Origin of the sequence: Castellaniella caeni NBRC 101664 (assembly GCF_001592225.1) — a bacterium.
GTDB classification, from domain to species: Bacteria; Pseudomonadota; Gammaproteobacteria; order Burkholderiales; family Burkholderiaceae_B; genus Castellaniella; species Castellaniella caeni.
On the sequence record NZ_BCWN01000005.1, the window covers coordinates 124,324 to 139,595 of the forward strand.

Annotated in this window: 15 protein-coding genes; 5 read left to right on the forward strand and 10 right to left on the reverse strand. The window is 63.6% G+C overall.

The features are described from left to right. The first annotated feature begins 207 nt into the window (after positions 1-207). Positions 208-864, forward strand: a complete 657-nt coding sequence (locus tag CCA01S_RS05020) for a YiaD family glycine zipper/OmpA-like lipoprotein (RefSeq protein ID WP_066454934.1) — start codon at positions 208-210, stop codon at positions 862-864. Between the two features lie 810 nt (positions 865-1,674). Here CCA01S_RS05020 and thiC read toward each other — a convergent pair. Next, the gene (gene thiC, locus CCA01S_RS05025; RefSeq protein WP_066454936.1) at positions 1,675-3,588 is read right to left on the reverse strand and encodes a phosphomethylpyrimidine synthase ThiC; all 1,914 of its coding nucleotides are present in this window, start codon (positions 3,586-3,588) and stop codon (positions 1,675-1,677) included. A 228-nt stretch (positions 3,589-3,816) separates the two neighbouring features. After that, positions 3,817-4,185 carry a helix-turn-helix domain-containing protein gene (locus CCA01S_RS05030; RefSeq protein ID WP_103035506.1) on the reverse strand — a complete coding sequence of 123 codons (369 nt, stop codon included), beginning with the start codon at positions 4,183-4,185 and terminating at the stop codon, positions 3,817-3,819. 145 nt (positions 4,186-4,330) lie between these two features. On the opposite strand from CCA01S_RS05030, the gene CCA01S_RS05035 reads away from it, so the two are divergent. Beyond that, positions 4,331-5,044: a helix-turn-helix domain-containing protein gene (locus CCA01S_RS05035; protein WP_157076514.1), complete on the forward strand. Its 714-nt coding sequence runs from the start codon at positions 4,331-4,333 to the stop codon at positions 5,042-5,044. Between the two features lie 110 nt (positions 5,045-5,154). Here the strand turns inward: CCA01S_RS05035 and CCA01S_RS05040 are convergent, their stop codons facing one another. Next, positions 5,155-6,408, reverse strand: coding sequence for a D-amino acid dehydrogenase (locus CCA01S_RS05040; RefSeq protein WP_066454945.1), 1,254 nt, complete (start codon positions 6,406-6,408; stop codon positions 5,155-5,157). A 220-nt stretch (positions 6,409-6,628) separates the two neighbouring features. Here CCA01S_RS05040 and CCA01S_RS05045 point away from each other — a divergent pair, with 220 nt between their 5' ends. After that, a complete protein-coding gene (locus tag CCA01S_RS05045) occupies positions 6,629-7,117 on the forward strand; it encodes an Lrp/AsnC ligand binding domain-containing protein (RefSeq protein ID WP_066454948.1) in 489 nt (162 codons plus the stop codon). A 133-nt stretch (positions 7,118-7,250) separates the two neighbouring features. On the opposite strand, the gene proB is transcribed toward CCA01S_RS05045, so the two are convergent. The 6 genes from proB to CCA01S_RS05075 form a co-directional block, all read right to left on the reverse strand. Next, positions 7,251-8,408, reverse strand: coding sequence for a glutamate 5-kinase (proB, locus tag CCA01S_RS05050; RefSeq protein WP_066454951.1), 1,158 nt, complete (start codon positions 8,406-8,408; stop codon positions 7,251-7,253). A gap of 206 nt (positions 8,409-8,614) precedes the next feature. Next, positions 8,615-9,703: a GTPase ObgE gene (obgE, locus tag CCA01S_RS05055; protein WP_066454953.1), complete on the reverse strand. Its 1,089-nt coding sequence runs from the start codon at positions 9,701-9,703 to the stop codon at positions 8,615-8,617. Positions 9,704-9,858: 155 nt separating this feature from the next. Beyond that, positions 9,859-10,119 (reverse strand): 50S ribosomal protein L27, encoded by a 261-nt coding sequence (rpmA, locus tag CCA01S_RS05060; protein ID WP_066454955.1) that lies wholly within the window; start codon positions 10,117-10,119, stop codon positions 9,859-9,861. Positions 10,120-10,139: 20 nt separating this feature from the next. Next, positions 10,140-10,451: a 50S ribosomal protein L21 gene (rplU, locus tag CCA01S_RS05065; RefSeq protein WP_066454957.1), complete on the reverse strand. Its 312-nt coding sequence runs from the start codon at positions 10,449-10,451 to the stop codon at positions 10,140-10,142. 319 nt (positions 10,452-10,770) lie between these two features. Further along, the gene (locus tag CCA01S_RS05070) at positions 10,771-12,243 is read right to left on the reverse strand and encodes a sodium:solute symporter family protein (protein WP_066454962.1); all 1,473 of its coding nucleotides are present in this window, start codon (positions 12,241-12,243) and stop codon (positions 10,771-10,773) included. Next, positions 12,240-12,425 (reverse strand): hypothetical protein, encoded by a 186-nt coding sequence (locus CCA01S_RS05075; protein ID WP_066454964.1) that lies wholly within the window; start codon positions 12,423-12,425, stop codon positions 12,240-12,242. The genes CCA01S_RS05070 and CCA01S_RS05075 overlap by 4 nt, the downstream gene beginning before the upstream one ends. A 189-nt stretch (positions 12,426-12,614) precedes the next feature. On the opposite strand from CCA01S_RS05075, the gene CCA01S_RS05080 reads away from it, so the two are divergent. Both CCA01S_RS05080 and CCA01S_RS15205 read left to right on the forward strand, forming a co-directional pair. Next, complete coding sequence (locus tag CCA01S_RS05080; RefSeq protein WP_066454970.1) at positions 12,615-12,875, forward strand: DUF4160 domain-containing protein; 261 nt, start codon at positions 12,615-12,617, stop codon at positions 12,873-12,875. Continuing rightward, a complete protein-coding gene (locus tag CCA01S_RS15205; protein WP_084386502.1) occupies positions 12,830-13,153 on the forward strand; it encodes a DUF2442 domain-containing protein in 324 nt (107 codons plus the stop codon). Before CCA01S_RS05080 ends, CCA01S_RS15205 begins: the two co-directional genes overlap by 46 nt. A 30-nt stretch (positions 13,154-13,183) precedes the next feature. Here the strand turns inward: CCA01S_RS15205 and CCA01S_RS05085 are convergent, their stop codons facing one another. Then, positions 13,184-15,265: an acyltransferase family protein gene (locus tag CCA01S_RS05085; protein ID WP_084386504.1), complete on the reverse strand. Its 2,082-nt coding sequence runs from the start codon at positions 15,263-15,265 to the stop codon at positions 13,184-13,186. Positions 15,266-15,272: the final 7 nt, after the last annotated feature.

A 15,272-nucleotide genomic window follows, 5' to 3' on the forward strand; every position in this document is an offset into this window, starting at 1 on the left:
GGCGAGCCGGGAGGCGCTGTCGGGGCATCCAGGGACTGGCTGGGCCCCGAGGGCGCTGCCGGGGCGTGGGCGGCCCCTGGTTCGGCTACAAGGGTTTACATTTTTACCGCGCCATCCTGCTACGCTATTCTTCCTTTTGCTTGTTGATGCTTCAAGTTTAAGCAAACGGTTCACCAGGCAGGTTTTGCCGAATTCAGGAGAACAATCATGATAGCTACTCGGGGTCTTGTTCGCAGCGTGACGGTGGTCAGCTGCCTGGCTTTGTTGTCGGCGTGCGCCAATATGTCTCCGCAGGGACAGCATACTGCCGTGGGGGCGGGGGCCGGCGCGGCACTTGGCGCGGGGCTGGGGGCGCTCATCGGCGACAGCAGCCAGTCGGCCCTGATCGGCGCGGGGATCGGCTCGGTGGTGGGCGGCGTGGTGGGCTACAACTGGAAGGGGATCAAGCAGGACGTGGAAAAATCCGGCGCATCCGATCTGGGGGTGGCGGTGATCGAAATGCCGGACGGCACGCTGAAGGTGAACATCCCCAGCAATGTGTCGTTCGATACGAACAAATCGGCGCTCAAACCAGCGCTGCTGCCGGTGCTCGACAGTGTGGCGCGGGCTCTGAACCAGCATCCCGAGCTGCGGGCGAAGGCTATCGGTTATACCGATTCCACGGGCACGGATGCCATCAATATTCCGCTGTCGCAACGGCGCGCGGCGGCGGTCACGCAGTACCTGGCGGGCCAGGGGGTGGCAGCCACGCGGCTGACCTCCGAAGGCCAGGGGGCGGCCAATCCGGTGGGTGACAACAGCACGACCGAGGGTCGGGCGCTGAACCGCCGGGTTGAATTGTTTCTGTATGCGGTGAAGCAGTAGAAGGTTCCGTCTCTGTTTATGGGCAGCGGCTCTCGAACTCTCGCAGCTGGGTTCTTGAGGCGCCCTGGGCAGGCACGCTCCCTCTGCCGACCGTGACTGGCGGCCCTTCGGGCTTCCCGCATCTTCCTCGTCCGGCCGGGCGTCGCCCTATATCGTCCCTGCGGGCCGATCGAGGGCGCCGACTGCCCCCGGCCTCCCTTCGGAAGCCTGCGGCGCCAGTCAATGTCGGCGCCGGGAGCATGCCAACCCAGGGCTTGGCGTATCTTGGCGCATTCTTATGTTGAGACAGAGACAGCGTCGAGGCGGGTGCTGAAGCAGGTGTCGGCATCGAAGCGGGCTTGGTGCCGAGCGGTGGTGCCGAGCGCGTTTGGCGTCGAAGCAGATTCGGCACAAAGGCGAACCCAGCACAAAGGTGATCCCAACGCAAAGGTGATCCCAACACAGAGTCAGCCCCCACACAAGGGCAGCCTCCACACAAAGGCAGCCACAGCACCCAAGCGGGCTCGACGGCTGCCTTGGCATGTTGCAGGCCCCGGCGGGGTTGTGTCAGGTGGCGCAGCGACCATCCGACTGGCGCCGGATGCTACCGAAGGGAGGGTGGGGGCAGTCGGCGCCCTCGATCGGCCCGCAGGGACGATATAGGGCGACGCCCACCCGGACGAGGTAGATCCGGGAAGCCCGAAGGGCCGCCAGGAGTGTGTCGCTGCGCCACCTGACACAACCCCGTCGGCGCACCAAGACAACCCTCTCAGCGCACCAAGACACCCCCCCTCAGCGCAGCAAACGACACCGATGTTCCCGGAGAATCGTTCAAGCCTGGGAGTAAATCTCCCCTCCTTGCGCAATGAATTCCGCCGACTTCGCCGCCATCCCCTGGGCCAGAGCCGTGGCGTCGTCCAGCCCGTTTTCCTTGGCATAATCCCGCACGTCCTGCGAAATCTTCATGCTGCAGAACTTCGGCCCGCACATCGAGCAGAAGTGCGCCACCTTCATCGAATCCTTGGGCAGCGTCTCGTCGTGGAACGCCCGTGCCGTATCCGGATCCAGCCCCAGATTGAACTGATCGTCCCAGCGGAACTCGAAGCGTGCCTTCGACAGCGCATTGTCGCGGATCGCGGCGCCCGGGTGACCCTTGGCCAGGTCAGCGGCATGGGCGGCAATCTTGTAGGTGATGATGCCGTCCTTCACGTCCTTCTTGTTGGGCAGCCCCAGGTGTTCCTTCGGCGTCACGTAGCACAGCATCGCCGTACCGTACCAGCCGATCAGCGCCGCGCCGATGCCTGACGTAATGTGATCGTAGCCGGGGGCGATGTCCGTCGTCAGCGGGCCCAGCGTATAGAAAGGCGCCTCGTGGCAGTGCTTCAATTGCAAGTCCATGTTCTCGCGGATGAGCTGCATCGGCACGTGGCCTGGGCCTTCGATCATCACCTGCACAGCGTGCTTCCAGGCCACCTGCGTCAGCTCGCCCAGCGTGCGCAGCTCGGCAAACTGCGCCTCGTCGTTGGCGTCGTAGCCCGAACCGGGGCGCAGGCCATCGCCCAGCGAGAAGCTGACGTCGTAGGCCTTCATGATCGCGCAGATGTCTTCAAAATGCGTATACAGAAAGCTTTCCTGGTGGTGTGCCAGGCACCATTTGGCCATGATCGAACCGCCGCGCGAGACGATGCCCGTCATGCGGCTGGCCGTCATCGGCACGAAGGGCAGACGCACGCCCGCGTGGATGGTGAAGTAGTCCACCCCCTGCTCGGCCTGCTCGATCAGCGTGTCGCGGAAGATTTCCCAGTTGAGTTCCTCGGCCACGCCCCCCACCTTTTCCAGCGCCTGGTAGATCGGCACGGTGCCGATCGGCACGGGCGAGTTGCGGATGATCCACTCGCGGGTCTCGTGGATGTGCTTGCCGGTGGACAGATCCATCACGGTATCGCCGCCCCAGCGGATCGCCCAGGTCATTTTCTCCACTTCCTCGCTGATGTCCGAACGGATGGCCGAGTTGCCGATGTTCGCGTTCACCTTCACCAGAAAGTTGCGCCCGATCGCCATAGGCTCGACTTCCGGGTGGTTGATGTTGGCGGGGATGATCGCGCGGCCCCGGGCCACCTCGTCGCGCACGAATTCCGGCGTGATCTGGCCGGGAATCGACGCGCCGAACGATTGCCCTGGGTGCTGGCGGCTCAGGCGTTCGGCCAGGCGGCTACCCTCGGGGCCCGTTTGGCGCAGGCTCTCCAGGTATTGTTCGCGGCGCAGGTTTTCGCGGATGGCGACGTATTCCATTTCGGGTGTGACGATGCCCTGGCGCGCATAGTGCATCTGCGTCACGTTGGCGCCAGGGCGGGCGCGGCGCGGGGCGCGGGTGCGCGTGAAGCGCAGCGCTTCCAACTCGGGGTCGGCCTGGCGTGCCCGGCCATACTGGCTGCTCAAGCCGGACAGCGCTTCGGTGTCGCCGCGCTCCAGAATCCAGGGCAGGCGCGGCGTGCTCAGGCCCTGGCGCAGGTCGATGACCGCCTCGGGGTCGGTGTACGGGCCGCTGGTGTCATACACCGTGAGGGGCGGATTCTGCTCGCCGCCAAAGAGCGAGGGCGTGTCGTCCTGGCGGATTTCCCGGAAGGGCACACGAATATCGGCGCGTGAACCGCTGGCATAGGCCTTGCGTGAAGCGGGCAGTGGCGCGACGGCGGCCGCGTCCACAGTGGCGTGGGCGGAGAAGGATTGAGTTTGGGTGTTCAAGAGAAAGCTCCAGGTTCGAAAAGGTTTCGGAAATGGAGCCGAGTCGGGGAGGATTGGACGCGCGGCCCGAGGACAGACTGATGCCGCGCACGCTCCCAGCATCGGCATTATCCGTACTGGTACGAAGGGTTTTTCTCAACCCGCCGGTCTTCGGCGAGTACCCCTGCGTGGGGCTCAGTATACGGGATGCGCGCAAACAGCGGCCTGTGGCGGCGCGAATACCCCGGATCAGGAATGAGACTGCAAGCTGTCGATGAGGGCCGCGAGGGTGGATTCGACCGCCTGGCGATCCTTGGTGCTCAGCGCCCAGAAGCGATGTGGTTCGATCGAGGCGAAGGGCCAGGCAAAAGCGGTTTCCTGCAGCGAACCCGGCGGCGTCTGCCGGGCTTGGTCGGCGCTGCCCTCGCCGCGGCTGAGCCAGACCAGGCTGACGTTCAGCGCCAGTGCCAGGCGGGCAGCCTGCTTGGGCAGCCGACTGCCGTTTTCATAGGCCGAGATGGCACTTTGTGATAGATCGCAGGCGCGTGCCAGTTGAGCCTGCGAGAGGCCGCGCCGGATTCGGGTTGTTCTTAAGCGATCGCCAAATGTGTCCACCACGCCATTGGACTAAAAATGCCAATGACGTTGGTGGTAGATAAATATCACAAATGTAATAATAGATCAGCTGTTCATCAGCCATTTAAAACGATGTGAATCAATCTGTCCTGGTTGACGGGCGCGGGGCGCCTGGCAGGGGGGAATCATGGATCAACGAGCGGTCTGGGTATTGGCACGCGAGGACGATGCCTATCAGTTGCATATGCGGGCGCGTGGCTGGCGCCTGAACTGTTTTGCCCAGCCAGAAGCGCTGCGGGCGGCACTGGCCCCCATGGCCGCGCGGCAGCTGGCGGCCCGCATGCGGCCCGTGGCATTCATCCTGCTGGCGGATACGGGCACTAATTGTCGGCTGGCCCAGTTCATTCGCGGCCTGGTGCCCGGTGCCTTGCTGGTGGCGCTGGCGCGTACCCATTCCAGCCACGAAATGACCGCCCTGCTGCGAGTCGGAGTGCACTGGGTGCTGCGCTATGGCGATGCGCCGACCTTGCTGGCGGCTACGGTGCGGGCGCTGCTGGTGCAGCGCGGGGCGCTCAAGGTGCGGGCCGACCAGATCGATGGTTGGGCGCTGGCCGATCTGGGCTGGTCTTTGCGCCACCGTGACAGCGCCAGCATCCGGCTGTCGGTGTCAGAGCGGGCCCTGCTGCTGTGTCTTTTCGAGGCGCCGGGGCACCTGGCCAGCCATGCATGTATTGCTGAATCTGTGGCCCAGGCCTGGCGCGACGTGCCGGGGCGCAACCCCCGCACGCCGCGCATGCGCAGCGTCGTGCATGGCTTGCGCAAGCGCATGGCATCGCACGGTCTGCCCGAGCTGCCCATCGAACCCCTGCATAATTTTGGCTACATCTGGGCGGTCGCCTAGTGTGCTGTACGGATTGACCGAACAGCGCGCCAGCTGCCTGGCCGGTTGGCGCCGCTGGACGGCGCTGGCCAGGCTCCGGGCCGTCCGACGGCGCGCTCCCGGTGTTGCGGTCAGTGCCGGTAGCGCTGCACGCCCAGGTCGTCGCTGCGGATCGCCGTCGCCTGGCCCGACACGATGTCGGCGATCAGGCGGCCGCTGCCGCAGGACATCGTCCAGCCCAGGGTGCCGTGGCCGGTGTTCAGGTACAGGTTGCCCAGGCGCGTGCGGCCCACGATCGGTGTACTGTCCGGCGTCTTGGGGCGCAGGCCTGTCCAGAAGTGCACGTCGCCGGGCTGGTAGCTGCCCGGGAACAGGTCGTTGACCACCATTTCCAGGGTGCGCTGGCGGCGCGGGTCGAGATGTGTGTCGTAGCCCACGACCTCGGCCATGCCGCCCACCCGGATGCGCTGGTCAAAGCGCGTGACGGCGATCTTGTAGGTTTCGTCGAGCAGGGTGGAGACAGGCGCGCGGCTTTCGTCCGTGATGTCGACGGTGATCGAATAGCCCTTCATGGGGTAGATGGGCAGATCGACGATGCCGCGCAGCAGCAGCGGCGAGTACGAACCCAGGGCGACCACGTAGGCGTCGGCCTGCAGCAGGCCCGAGGCGCACTGGACGCCCGAGACCTGGCCGCCGGCCTGGTGCACGGCCTGGATGGTTTCGCCGTATTGAAATTTGACCCCCAGACCCTCGGCCAGGCGGGTGAGTTCGTGGGTGAACAGGCGGCAGTCGCCGGTTTCGTCGTCGGGCGTGCGCAGGCCGCCCACCAGCTTGTGGCGCACTTGGTGCAAGGCGGGCTCGTAGTCTACCAGGTGGTCACCATCCACCAGCTCGTAGGCCACGCCCGCGTCGCTGAGGGCCTGTACGTCCAGCTGGGCGGCATCCATCTGCTTTTGCGTGCGGAAGACCTGCAGCGTGCCCTGGCGGCGGCCTTCAAACTGGATGTCGGTGTCGGCCTGCAGTTCGTGCAGGCACTGGCGGCTGTAGGCCGACAGGCGCAGCATGCGGTCTTTGTTGGTGGCGTAGCGCTCGGGCGTGCAGTTGCGCCACATGTCGTACATCCAGCGCAGCTGGAACAGACTGCCGTCGGGACGGATGGTGAGCGGCGCGTGCTGGGTGAACAGCCACTTCAGGGCTTTCATGGGGATGCCGGGCGCCGCCCACGGCGACGAATAACCGAAGGACAGCTGGCCGGCGTTGCCGAAGCTGGTTTCTTCGGCGGTGCCGGATTCGCGGTCGATGACCGTGACCTCGTGCCCTTGGCGGGCCAGGTAATAGGCGCTGGTGACCCCCACCACGCCGGCTCCTAGAACCAGAACCTTCATAGTAAACCTCAGATGGATTAATTTTTAATGATGATAGGCAATATCTGTAGGTTATTTTTCATGAAAAAATCTACTTTTCATGAAATTTCATTTGCGCGATCTGGACAAATATCGACCAACAGGACAAAATGCTGGTTCATCACCAGGCCCCTGTCCGCGATCGGAATTATCTGGTCTTTTGCCTGCAAATCGTTGCTGATTCCAGTCACGGAGGCCCCTCATGCGTATCCAGAAAGAATCCGTCCATACCCTGGACAAGATTGACCGCCGCATCCTCGATCTGCTGCAGCAAAACGGGCGGCTGTCCATGACCGAGCTGGCCGATGCCGTCGGCTTGACGGTCACGCCCTGCATCGAGCGGGTGCGCCGCCTCGAGCGCGACGGCGTCATCACCGGCTATCACGCCCGGGTGTCGCCCGCCGCGCTCGACGCCGGGCTGCTGGTGTTCGTCGAAATCAGCATGTCCAGCAAGTCCGAGCGCACGTTCGAAGAGTTTCGCCGCGAGATTCTCTGCGTGCCCCAGGTGCTCGAATGCCATCTGGTGTCCGGCGAATTCGATTACCTCATCAAGGCGCGCATCAAAGAAATCAGCCAGTACCGCAACCTGCTGGGCAACATCCTGCTGCGCCTGCCGGGGGTGACGCAGACCAAGAGCTGTGTGGTCATGGAAGAGGTCAAAGAATCACTCTTCATTCCCGCCCAGAAGTAATCGCGCCATCACATCATCGCGCCCATGCCCGCTGGCGGGCGTCGGCCGGGCGCTGATGGGCTGTGTCGGCGGCAATTGGCCCGCGAAGGGGCAGTGGCGCCGAGCGGGCACGTCGGGCGCGGATAAGCGGGGTTTACTGCGGGGTGCCGCGCCCCCGGGCCATGACCAGATTGTCGCGGTGGATGAGCTCGGGGTCGGACAGATGCCCCAGGATGTCGGCGATGCGGCTGCTGGGCTGGCGCAGAATGCGCGCCGTATCGGCGGACGAATAATTGATCAGGCCGCGCCCGCACTCGACCCCGTGTTCGTCCACGCAGGCCACGACATCGCCGCGTTCGAAGTCGCCCTCGACGTCGATGACGCCGATGGGCAGCAGGCTGCGGTGGCCCTGGGTCAGGGCCTTGACCGCCCCGGCGTCGAGCGTGACGCGCCCGCGCAGGCGCAGGTGGTTCACCAGCCAGCGCTGGCGCGCCGAGCGCACGGGCAGCACGGCGCGCAGTTCGGTGCCGATGGCTTCGCCCGAGGTCAGGCGCTGCAGCACGGCGGGTTCGCGCCCCGAGGCAATGATGGTGTGCCCGCCGCTGTTGGCGGCGCGGCGTGCCGCCAGCACTTTCGTCAGCATGCCGCCCGTGCCGATGGCGCTGCCCGAGCCGCCCGCCATGGCCTCGAGCGCGGGGTCGCCGGCCTGGGCCTGGTGGATGAAGGTGGCTTCGGGGTGTTTGCGCGGGTCGGCGCTGTACAGCCCGGCCTGGTCGGTGAGGATGATGAGCACGTGGGCTTCGATCAGGTTGGTGACCAACGCCCCCAGGGTGTCGTTGTCGCCCACGCGGATTTCGTCCGTGACCACGGTGTCGTTTTCATTGACGATGGGCACCACGCCCAGGTTGAGCAGGGTGACCAGCGTGCTGCGGGCGTTGAGATAACGGCGCCGGTCGGCCAGGTCTTCGTGCGTGAGCAGAATCTGGGCGGTGCGGATACCGTGGCGGGCAAAGGCGGTTTCGTATGCCTGGATGAGGCCCATCTGGCCCACGGCGGCGGCGGCCTGCAGCTCGGGCATCGTCTTGGGGCGTCGTGGCCAGCCCAGACGCGCCATGCCTTCGGCAATCGCCCCGCTGGATACCAGCACGATCTGGCGCCCGGCTGCGTGCAGGGCGGCGATCTGCTCGGCCCATTGTTCGACGGCGGGCAGGTCGATGCCGCGCCCCTCGTTGGTGACCAGGGAAGAACCCACTTTCAGGACGAGCCGGTGCGCGTCTTGGGCAATGGACGAGGGCAGGGATGAGGCGGTCATGCTGGGCGGAAGGGCGATAGAAGCAGTGGCTGAAATGTATCCGGGTCGGTTGCACGTGGCCCATGGGCGGCCGAAGCGTGCGTCGTTGGCGCTTTGTGCCGGTTGGCCACAGCCAGTGTAGCGCGCTGCGGATGACATAGCGGAGCCGGCCTGACGTGGCCCGCGTCGGCGGCCCTGGCGGGCTGGACACCCGTCGCGGGGTCGGCTCAGGCGGGGTCGGCGTCGGGGTTGTTGTCCCTGGTGAAGCGCGGATCGTCGTCGTGTGCGTGCTCGGCGCGCAGCTGCTCGTCGAGCCAGGCCTGCAGCGCGCCTGTGAGGGCTTGCGTGCCTTCGCCAGTCAGCGCCGAAATGCCGAATACAGGGCCATCCCAGTTCAGCTCGCGGCAGATGCGCGCCTGCACGGCGGCGGCGTCTTCGACCATGTCGAGCTTGTTGAGCACCAGCCAGCGCGGCTTGGCGGCGAGTTCGGGGCTGTAGCGCCCCAGTTCGCGCACGATGGCCTGGGCATCGAGGATGGCCTGGGCGCAGGCATCGACATCGGGGTCGGGCGAGTGCACGTCCAGCAGGTGCAGCAAGACCCGGGTGCGGCTGAGGTGGCGCAAGAATTGATGACCCAGCCCGGCGCCTTCCGAGGCGCCTTCGATGAGCCCGGGGATGTCGGCGATGACGAAGCTGTGCGCGGGCGAGGTGCGCACCACGCCCAGATTGGGATGCAGCGTGGTGAAGGGGTAGTCGGCGATCTTGGGCTTGGCGTTGGAGACGCGTGTGATGAGCGTGGACTTGCCCGCGTTGGGCATGCCCAGCAGGCCCACGTCGGCCAGCACTTTCAGTTCGAGCCGCAGGCGCCGTTGTTCGCCCTCGCGCCCCGGGGTGAACTGGCGCGGTGCCCGGTTGGTGCTGGACTTGAAGTGCAGATTGCCCAGGCCGCCTGAACCGCCCGCCGCGAGGGTGACCTTGTCGCCATGCTTGTCGAGGTCGAACAGCTGCACGCCGGTATCGGCGTCGTGTACCACGGTGCCCACGGGCACGCGCAGGACGATGTCGGGTGCGCCCGCCCCGTATTGGTCGGAGCCGCGGCCGTTTTCGCCGTTTTTGGCGCGGTGCAGGCGGGCGTAGCGGTAGTCGATGAGGGTGTTGATGTTGCGGTCGGCCACGGCGATGATGGAACCCCCCCGGCCGCCATCGCCGCCGTCGGGCCCGCCCATGGGGATGAATTTTTCCCGGCGGAAGCTGGCGACGCCATTGCCGCCCTTGCCTGCAACGACTTCAATGGTGGCTTCGTCTACGAATTTCATGATGGTGGTTCCGGTGTGGCGGGCCGCTGTGCAACACGCCTGCCTGATGGCCAGGCCTGGGATTTCGGGCCAGATGGCCAGAAAGCGTCATTCTAGAGAAAAACACAAACAAAAAGACCCCGCCAAAGCAGGGCCTTTCGTCAATCAAGCGGTGGTCAGCTGACAGCGTTGACCGAGACCGTGCGCTTGTTGAGCGCGCCCTTGATCGAGAACTGCACCGTGCCATCGACCAGCGAGAACAGGGTGTGGTCTTTGCCGATACCGACGTTCACGCCGGGGTGAAACTGGGTCCCGCGCTGGCGGACGATGATGCCGCCTGCCAGGATGGCCTGGCCGCCGTAGACTTTCACGCCCAGTCGTTTCGATTCGGAGTCGCGGCCGTTACGCGTTGAGCCGCCGCCCTTTTTGTGTGCCATGATTGTGCTCCTTGACTGACTTAGGCCGCAACGGCGTCGATGCGGATTTCAGTGTAGTTCTGACGATGACCTTGGTGCTTCTGGTAGTGCTTGCGCCGGCGCATCTTGAAGATTTTGACCTTGTCGTGACGACCTTGCGCAAGAACGGTGGCTTTGACGGCAGCACCAGCGACGAAGGGCGTGCCGATCTTCAGCGTGTCGCCTTCGCCAACCGAGAGAACCTGGTCAAGCGAGATTTCTTGCCCAATGTCAGCCGGTATCTGTTCGATTTTCAGTTTCTGGCCAGCGCAAACACGATACTGTTTGCCGCCGGTTTTTATGACCGCGTACATGGGGTTTTCCTGTGAAAATTCCGGGTGCCAGGGCCGCGCCAGAAGGTGGCGCAAGCCGTTTTGCAAAGACACCAGGGATGCCAAAAATGGCCTACATGCCGTATGCACCTAGGCCAAGCTTTGAATTTTCGCAGAATTATGCTTGTAAATCAAGAAGGTCTTGGCGCTTTGTTGGTGCGGCGTGACAATGCCCGATCTGAAGGTGCGCACGAAAAGTCGGACGTCTTTGGCGGTCATCCATGATCCATGTATTCGTACGCAGGGTGCCTGAGCACCGTGCAGCCATACACCAAGCCTGGCAAGCGCGCAGGCTTCGCCATCAGACCTTCATCCACTGCGAATGGGCGATGAACTCGTCCGCCGTCTTGGTGGGCGCTTTTGTGCACAGGCTGACGCCAACAAAGAGCACGATCGACACGGGCAGCACCCACACCCCCGCCGACAGGCCCAGGGGATGCAGGCCGCTGGCAAACAGCAGCAGTACAGCGGCGCTGCCGCCCAGGATACTGGCCAGCGCCCCGGCGGCCGTGCCCCGGCGCCAGTAGAAGGCGCCGACGATGGCGGGCACTGTCACGGCCAGCCCGGTGGAGGCGGCCACCGACAGCACGGCAATCAGGTTCAGCTGCAGTTCGGCGAAGATCAGCGCCAGCACGGCAATGACGGCCAGCACCCACTTGCCAAAGCGCACCTGGCGGGCGTCGTCCCGGTGGCCTGCCGCATGCGCGTAGACGTCGCGCGACAACATCGACGACAGCGTCAGCATGATCGAGTCGATGGTGGAAATGGCGGCGGCCAGGATGCCGATCATGACGACCTCGGCCAGCACGGGCGGCACGACGTTCGAAGCCAGCAGCCGGGGCGTGGCCAGGTCGGCCTTGGGCAGGCCGGGCAGCGTCAGCAGGGCGCCGAACCCCCAGGTGACCGACACCAGGGTGTACACCAGGCCAAAGCAGAGAAAGCCGATCAGCATCAGGCGCAGGGCGGGCAGCGACTTGGGCATGAACAGCCGCTGGCTGACCTGCGGGTTGGACAGGCTGAAGAAGAACCAAGGCAGCGTCAGGCCCAGAAAGGTGGCAAACGAGAAAAAGCCCGGCCCGGGCACCGTGAGCACCTGGCCCTTGACCTGGGCCAGCTGCCCAAACATGGCCGACAGCCCGCCCAGGTGGTGCACGACCAGCAAGGCGACGGCAAACGCCGACACCAGCATGAAGGCGGCCTGCAGGGCGTCCGTCCACATCACCGAGCGCATGCCGGCGATGTAGGAAAACACCAGGGCCACGATGGTGGCGAACACGGTGCCCGTGGTGAAGCTGATGGCGCCGTCGCTCATGCCTGCCAGCAGGTAGCCCACGCCCGCCAGCTGCACGGCGGCGTAGGGGATGAGGAACAGGCAATTGGTGAGTGCCGTCGAGACCGCCACCGGCTTGCTTTGGTAGCGGTGCCCCAGCATTTCGCTGGGGGTGATGAAATCGTACGCCTTGCCCACGCGCCAGAAGCGCGGGCCAAAGACCGCCACCAGCGACACCCCGACAAAGTAGACGATCTCGAAACCAAAGGCGCCCACCCCGGCGGTGTAGGTCAGGCCCGCCAGCCCCACCATCATGAAGGCGCTGTATGTGGTGGCGCTGTAGCTGAGCGCCGAGACGAAGCCGCCAAAGCGCCGTGCCCCGAGAAAATAGCCCGACATGCTGACGCTGCGGCCATTGGTGGATTCGTCGCGCGACAGCCAGGCCACGCTTACCGAGACGACGAGGTAAATGAGCACCCCGATCCAGATTGCCGTCGCGCTCATTGGTCTTGCTCCGTGAAGCCGCGCGTGGCGATCAGGTTGCAGATGATCACCAGCACCCCCGTCAGCGTCCAGAACAGGAAGCTGCCATACCAGGCGTTGGTGTCGTCGAGCACCCAATAGGGGATGACATAGCACAGGATCGCGAGGATCCAGACGCAAGCAAGACTGAGCTTTCTAGCCATGATGGTGCAACAAAGGGAAGCGGGCCATCATCCTAGCAGCTTCGCCGCAGCAGAGCTTGAAAGCCCATGTCGCGAAGGGGATGGATGCTGACACAGCGTTGGTGGAGGTATTTGTCCTTATTTTGGTTGGGCTGGCCGATCAGTGCCCCTATGATCTTCAGGTAATCCAGCGTCTAATAGGGTAACGGGATGCCGACGATCAGCATGTTTGATGGCATCTTGATTCAGATGTTCTGGGATGATCATGCCCCTCCACACTTCCATGCCTTGTATGCAGGGTATGAAGTGTTGATCGATATTCGAACGATGCAAGTACTTCAGGGCGAAATGCCTGGTCGTACGCTGAGCTTGATCCAGAAATGGGGGCGATTACATCAAGCCGGTCTATCAGAGAATTGGAAGCTATGTCAGAGCAATCAGCCACTCAAGAAGATTCGAGCCTTCTGGTAAGCCTCCCGATACGTTTACGTCAACCCTGGCGCGTCGAGGCTGTCCAGGCCTTGCCGGGGTTTCGCCTTTGGGTGCGTTTTCTGGATGGCACCGAAGGTATCGTGTCTCTGGCAGCCAAGGTTCATAGTCCGGGCGCGGGGGTTTTCTCTGTTCTTGCTGATCCCGCTGTGTTTGCTCGGGCGCATGTCGTACTGGGGGCCGTCACTTGGTTTGATGACCTTGACCTGGCTCCGGATGCCTTATATGACGAGATTCGGGCGCAGCAGGCGCATGGCTGATTTTGGATCGCCTGCGTGCGCCTGGACTGCTTACTGAGGCTGCTGGATATGCAACAGGCCGTCCAGCGCTTGCGCCAAGAGGGGATAGACGCGCATGGCTCCTGTGATGCTGAGGTGGTCGTCGTCGAAATATAAAGATTTTCCGTCCGTGAACCAGGGGCACTGGCTGGCATTGCACAGGGCGGCATCTGAGTTCAGCAGCCGTACGTTGGGGTATTGCCTGGCAATGGCTTCGAGCAGGCGGTTGGCGGGCCCCTGGTTGCGCGCGTGTTCGGCAAGTGTTACTGAGGCGCGGTTGAGGGCTGCCAGGTTGATCGTGTTTCCAAAGCGGACAATCCAGGAGGGGAATTCAGCGGGTTGCTGGGGGTTATCTTTCAGCAGAAGCACGGGAATCCCTAACCGATAATAGCGGGTGACCGTTGTCTTCAGCCCGTATGCTACTGCTTGGGCCGCGAAAGAAGATGAGAAATTGCCGCCATCGTCATGGGCCTGGATCTTTGTTTGGACGCGTATGTGTTCGTCTGGTTTGGTAGTGCCGCCCAAGTAATATGACCAGCGCTGTACCAGAACTACGCCCGCTGCGTGGTTTTCATCCGCCAGTGCCGCCGCACGCCGTGCCAGTTCTAGACAGGCAGGGCCTTCTACCTTATCGCGCCCGTCGAGAATGGAAATGCCCAGCAGAGCAGGGCAGCCGCTGATGCCCGAGAACACCACGCGGATGTGCTGCTGGCGGCCGTAGGTGTCCAGGGCCGGGATGAGGCTGCGGGCGTGACTGTCGCCATATGCCATGATCCACCGTTTTGCCTGTGGGTCGCCCAGTTCGCACGACCAAGTTTTGGCCAGGGTCGCCCCCTTTATCAGATTGAAACATTTGGGGGCCTTGGCATCTTCGTCCATGGAGGCCAGCAGCTGCTTGGCATGGGGATTGATCAGGCTCAATGGTCGTTGGGCCAGCCCACCTGTTAGGTTGATTGTCAGTCCGCCCAGTCCCAGTGCAGTCACGGCGATGACCAGCCCTTTGCTCGTCTTGAGCCCGCCGTGCGTGCGGATGGGCTGTTCCAGATACCGGTAGGTGACCCAGGCTAGGGCCAGGGAAAGCGGGAACGCCACCAGTTTGATGATGCGTAGGACGAACAGATCGGCACCTGCGGTGACCATGGCCGCCAGCGACCACAAAACCCAATGCCAGAGGTATAGCGGGTAGCTGATCAGGCCCATCCAGACCACGGGTTTGAGCGACAAGGCCCGCTGGTTGATGAACGCAGTAGGGCCGGCGTAAATCAGCAAAACGGCCCCTGTGACCGGCAGCAAGCCCCAGAGCCCAGGGAAGCCCCGATCCGGACGTGTGAAAATGAACCCCAGCACGATCAACGCCAGACCGAGGATGGAGCTACTGTGCGACATGGGGGTGTTGTCGCGTCGGCCATGCGGATGGTGCCAGGCGGCCAGGGCGGCGCCTGCCATCAGTTCCCAGGCGCGCGTGACTGGCAGGTAGAAGGTAGGGATGGTGTGATCGGAGGCAACCCCCCACAGATTCAGGGCAAACGAGAGCCCGGCAAACACCAGTATTGAAACGGTCACGTGCCAGCGCCAGCGTAAAACCAGCCACAGTGTCAGCGGCCAGACGATATAGAACTGCTCTTCGACCGCCAGGCTCCAGAGGTGCAGCAGGGGTTTGTGCAAAGCGGAGACATCAAAGTACCCGGCCTCGCGCCAGAGCACCAGATTTTGTACGAATCCGGCCCCGGCTGCCATGTGCTTGCCCAGTGCCGCGAATTCGGATGCAAAGAGCAGCAGCCAGCCAGCGATCAGGCAGAACAGCAAAATGGCCGCCAGCGCAGGAAAAATCCGCTTGATGCGGCGCTGGTAGAAGTCCAGCAGACTGAAGCTGTGCGTCTCGAACGCTTTTAGCAAGATGCCCGTGATCAGGTAGCCGCTGATGACGAAAAAGAGATCAACCCCGATGAACCCGCCCGGAAACTTGCCCGGAGCATAGTGATAGATGACGACCGCCAGCACGGCCAGGGCGCGCAGCCCGTCGATATCTGGACGATATTTCAGCCCTAGGTGCTTGACTTTATGTGCGGGGTTCTGTAAGAGGGGGGGGCTGATTTCACGT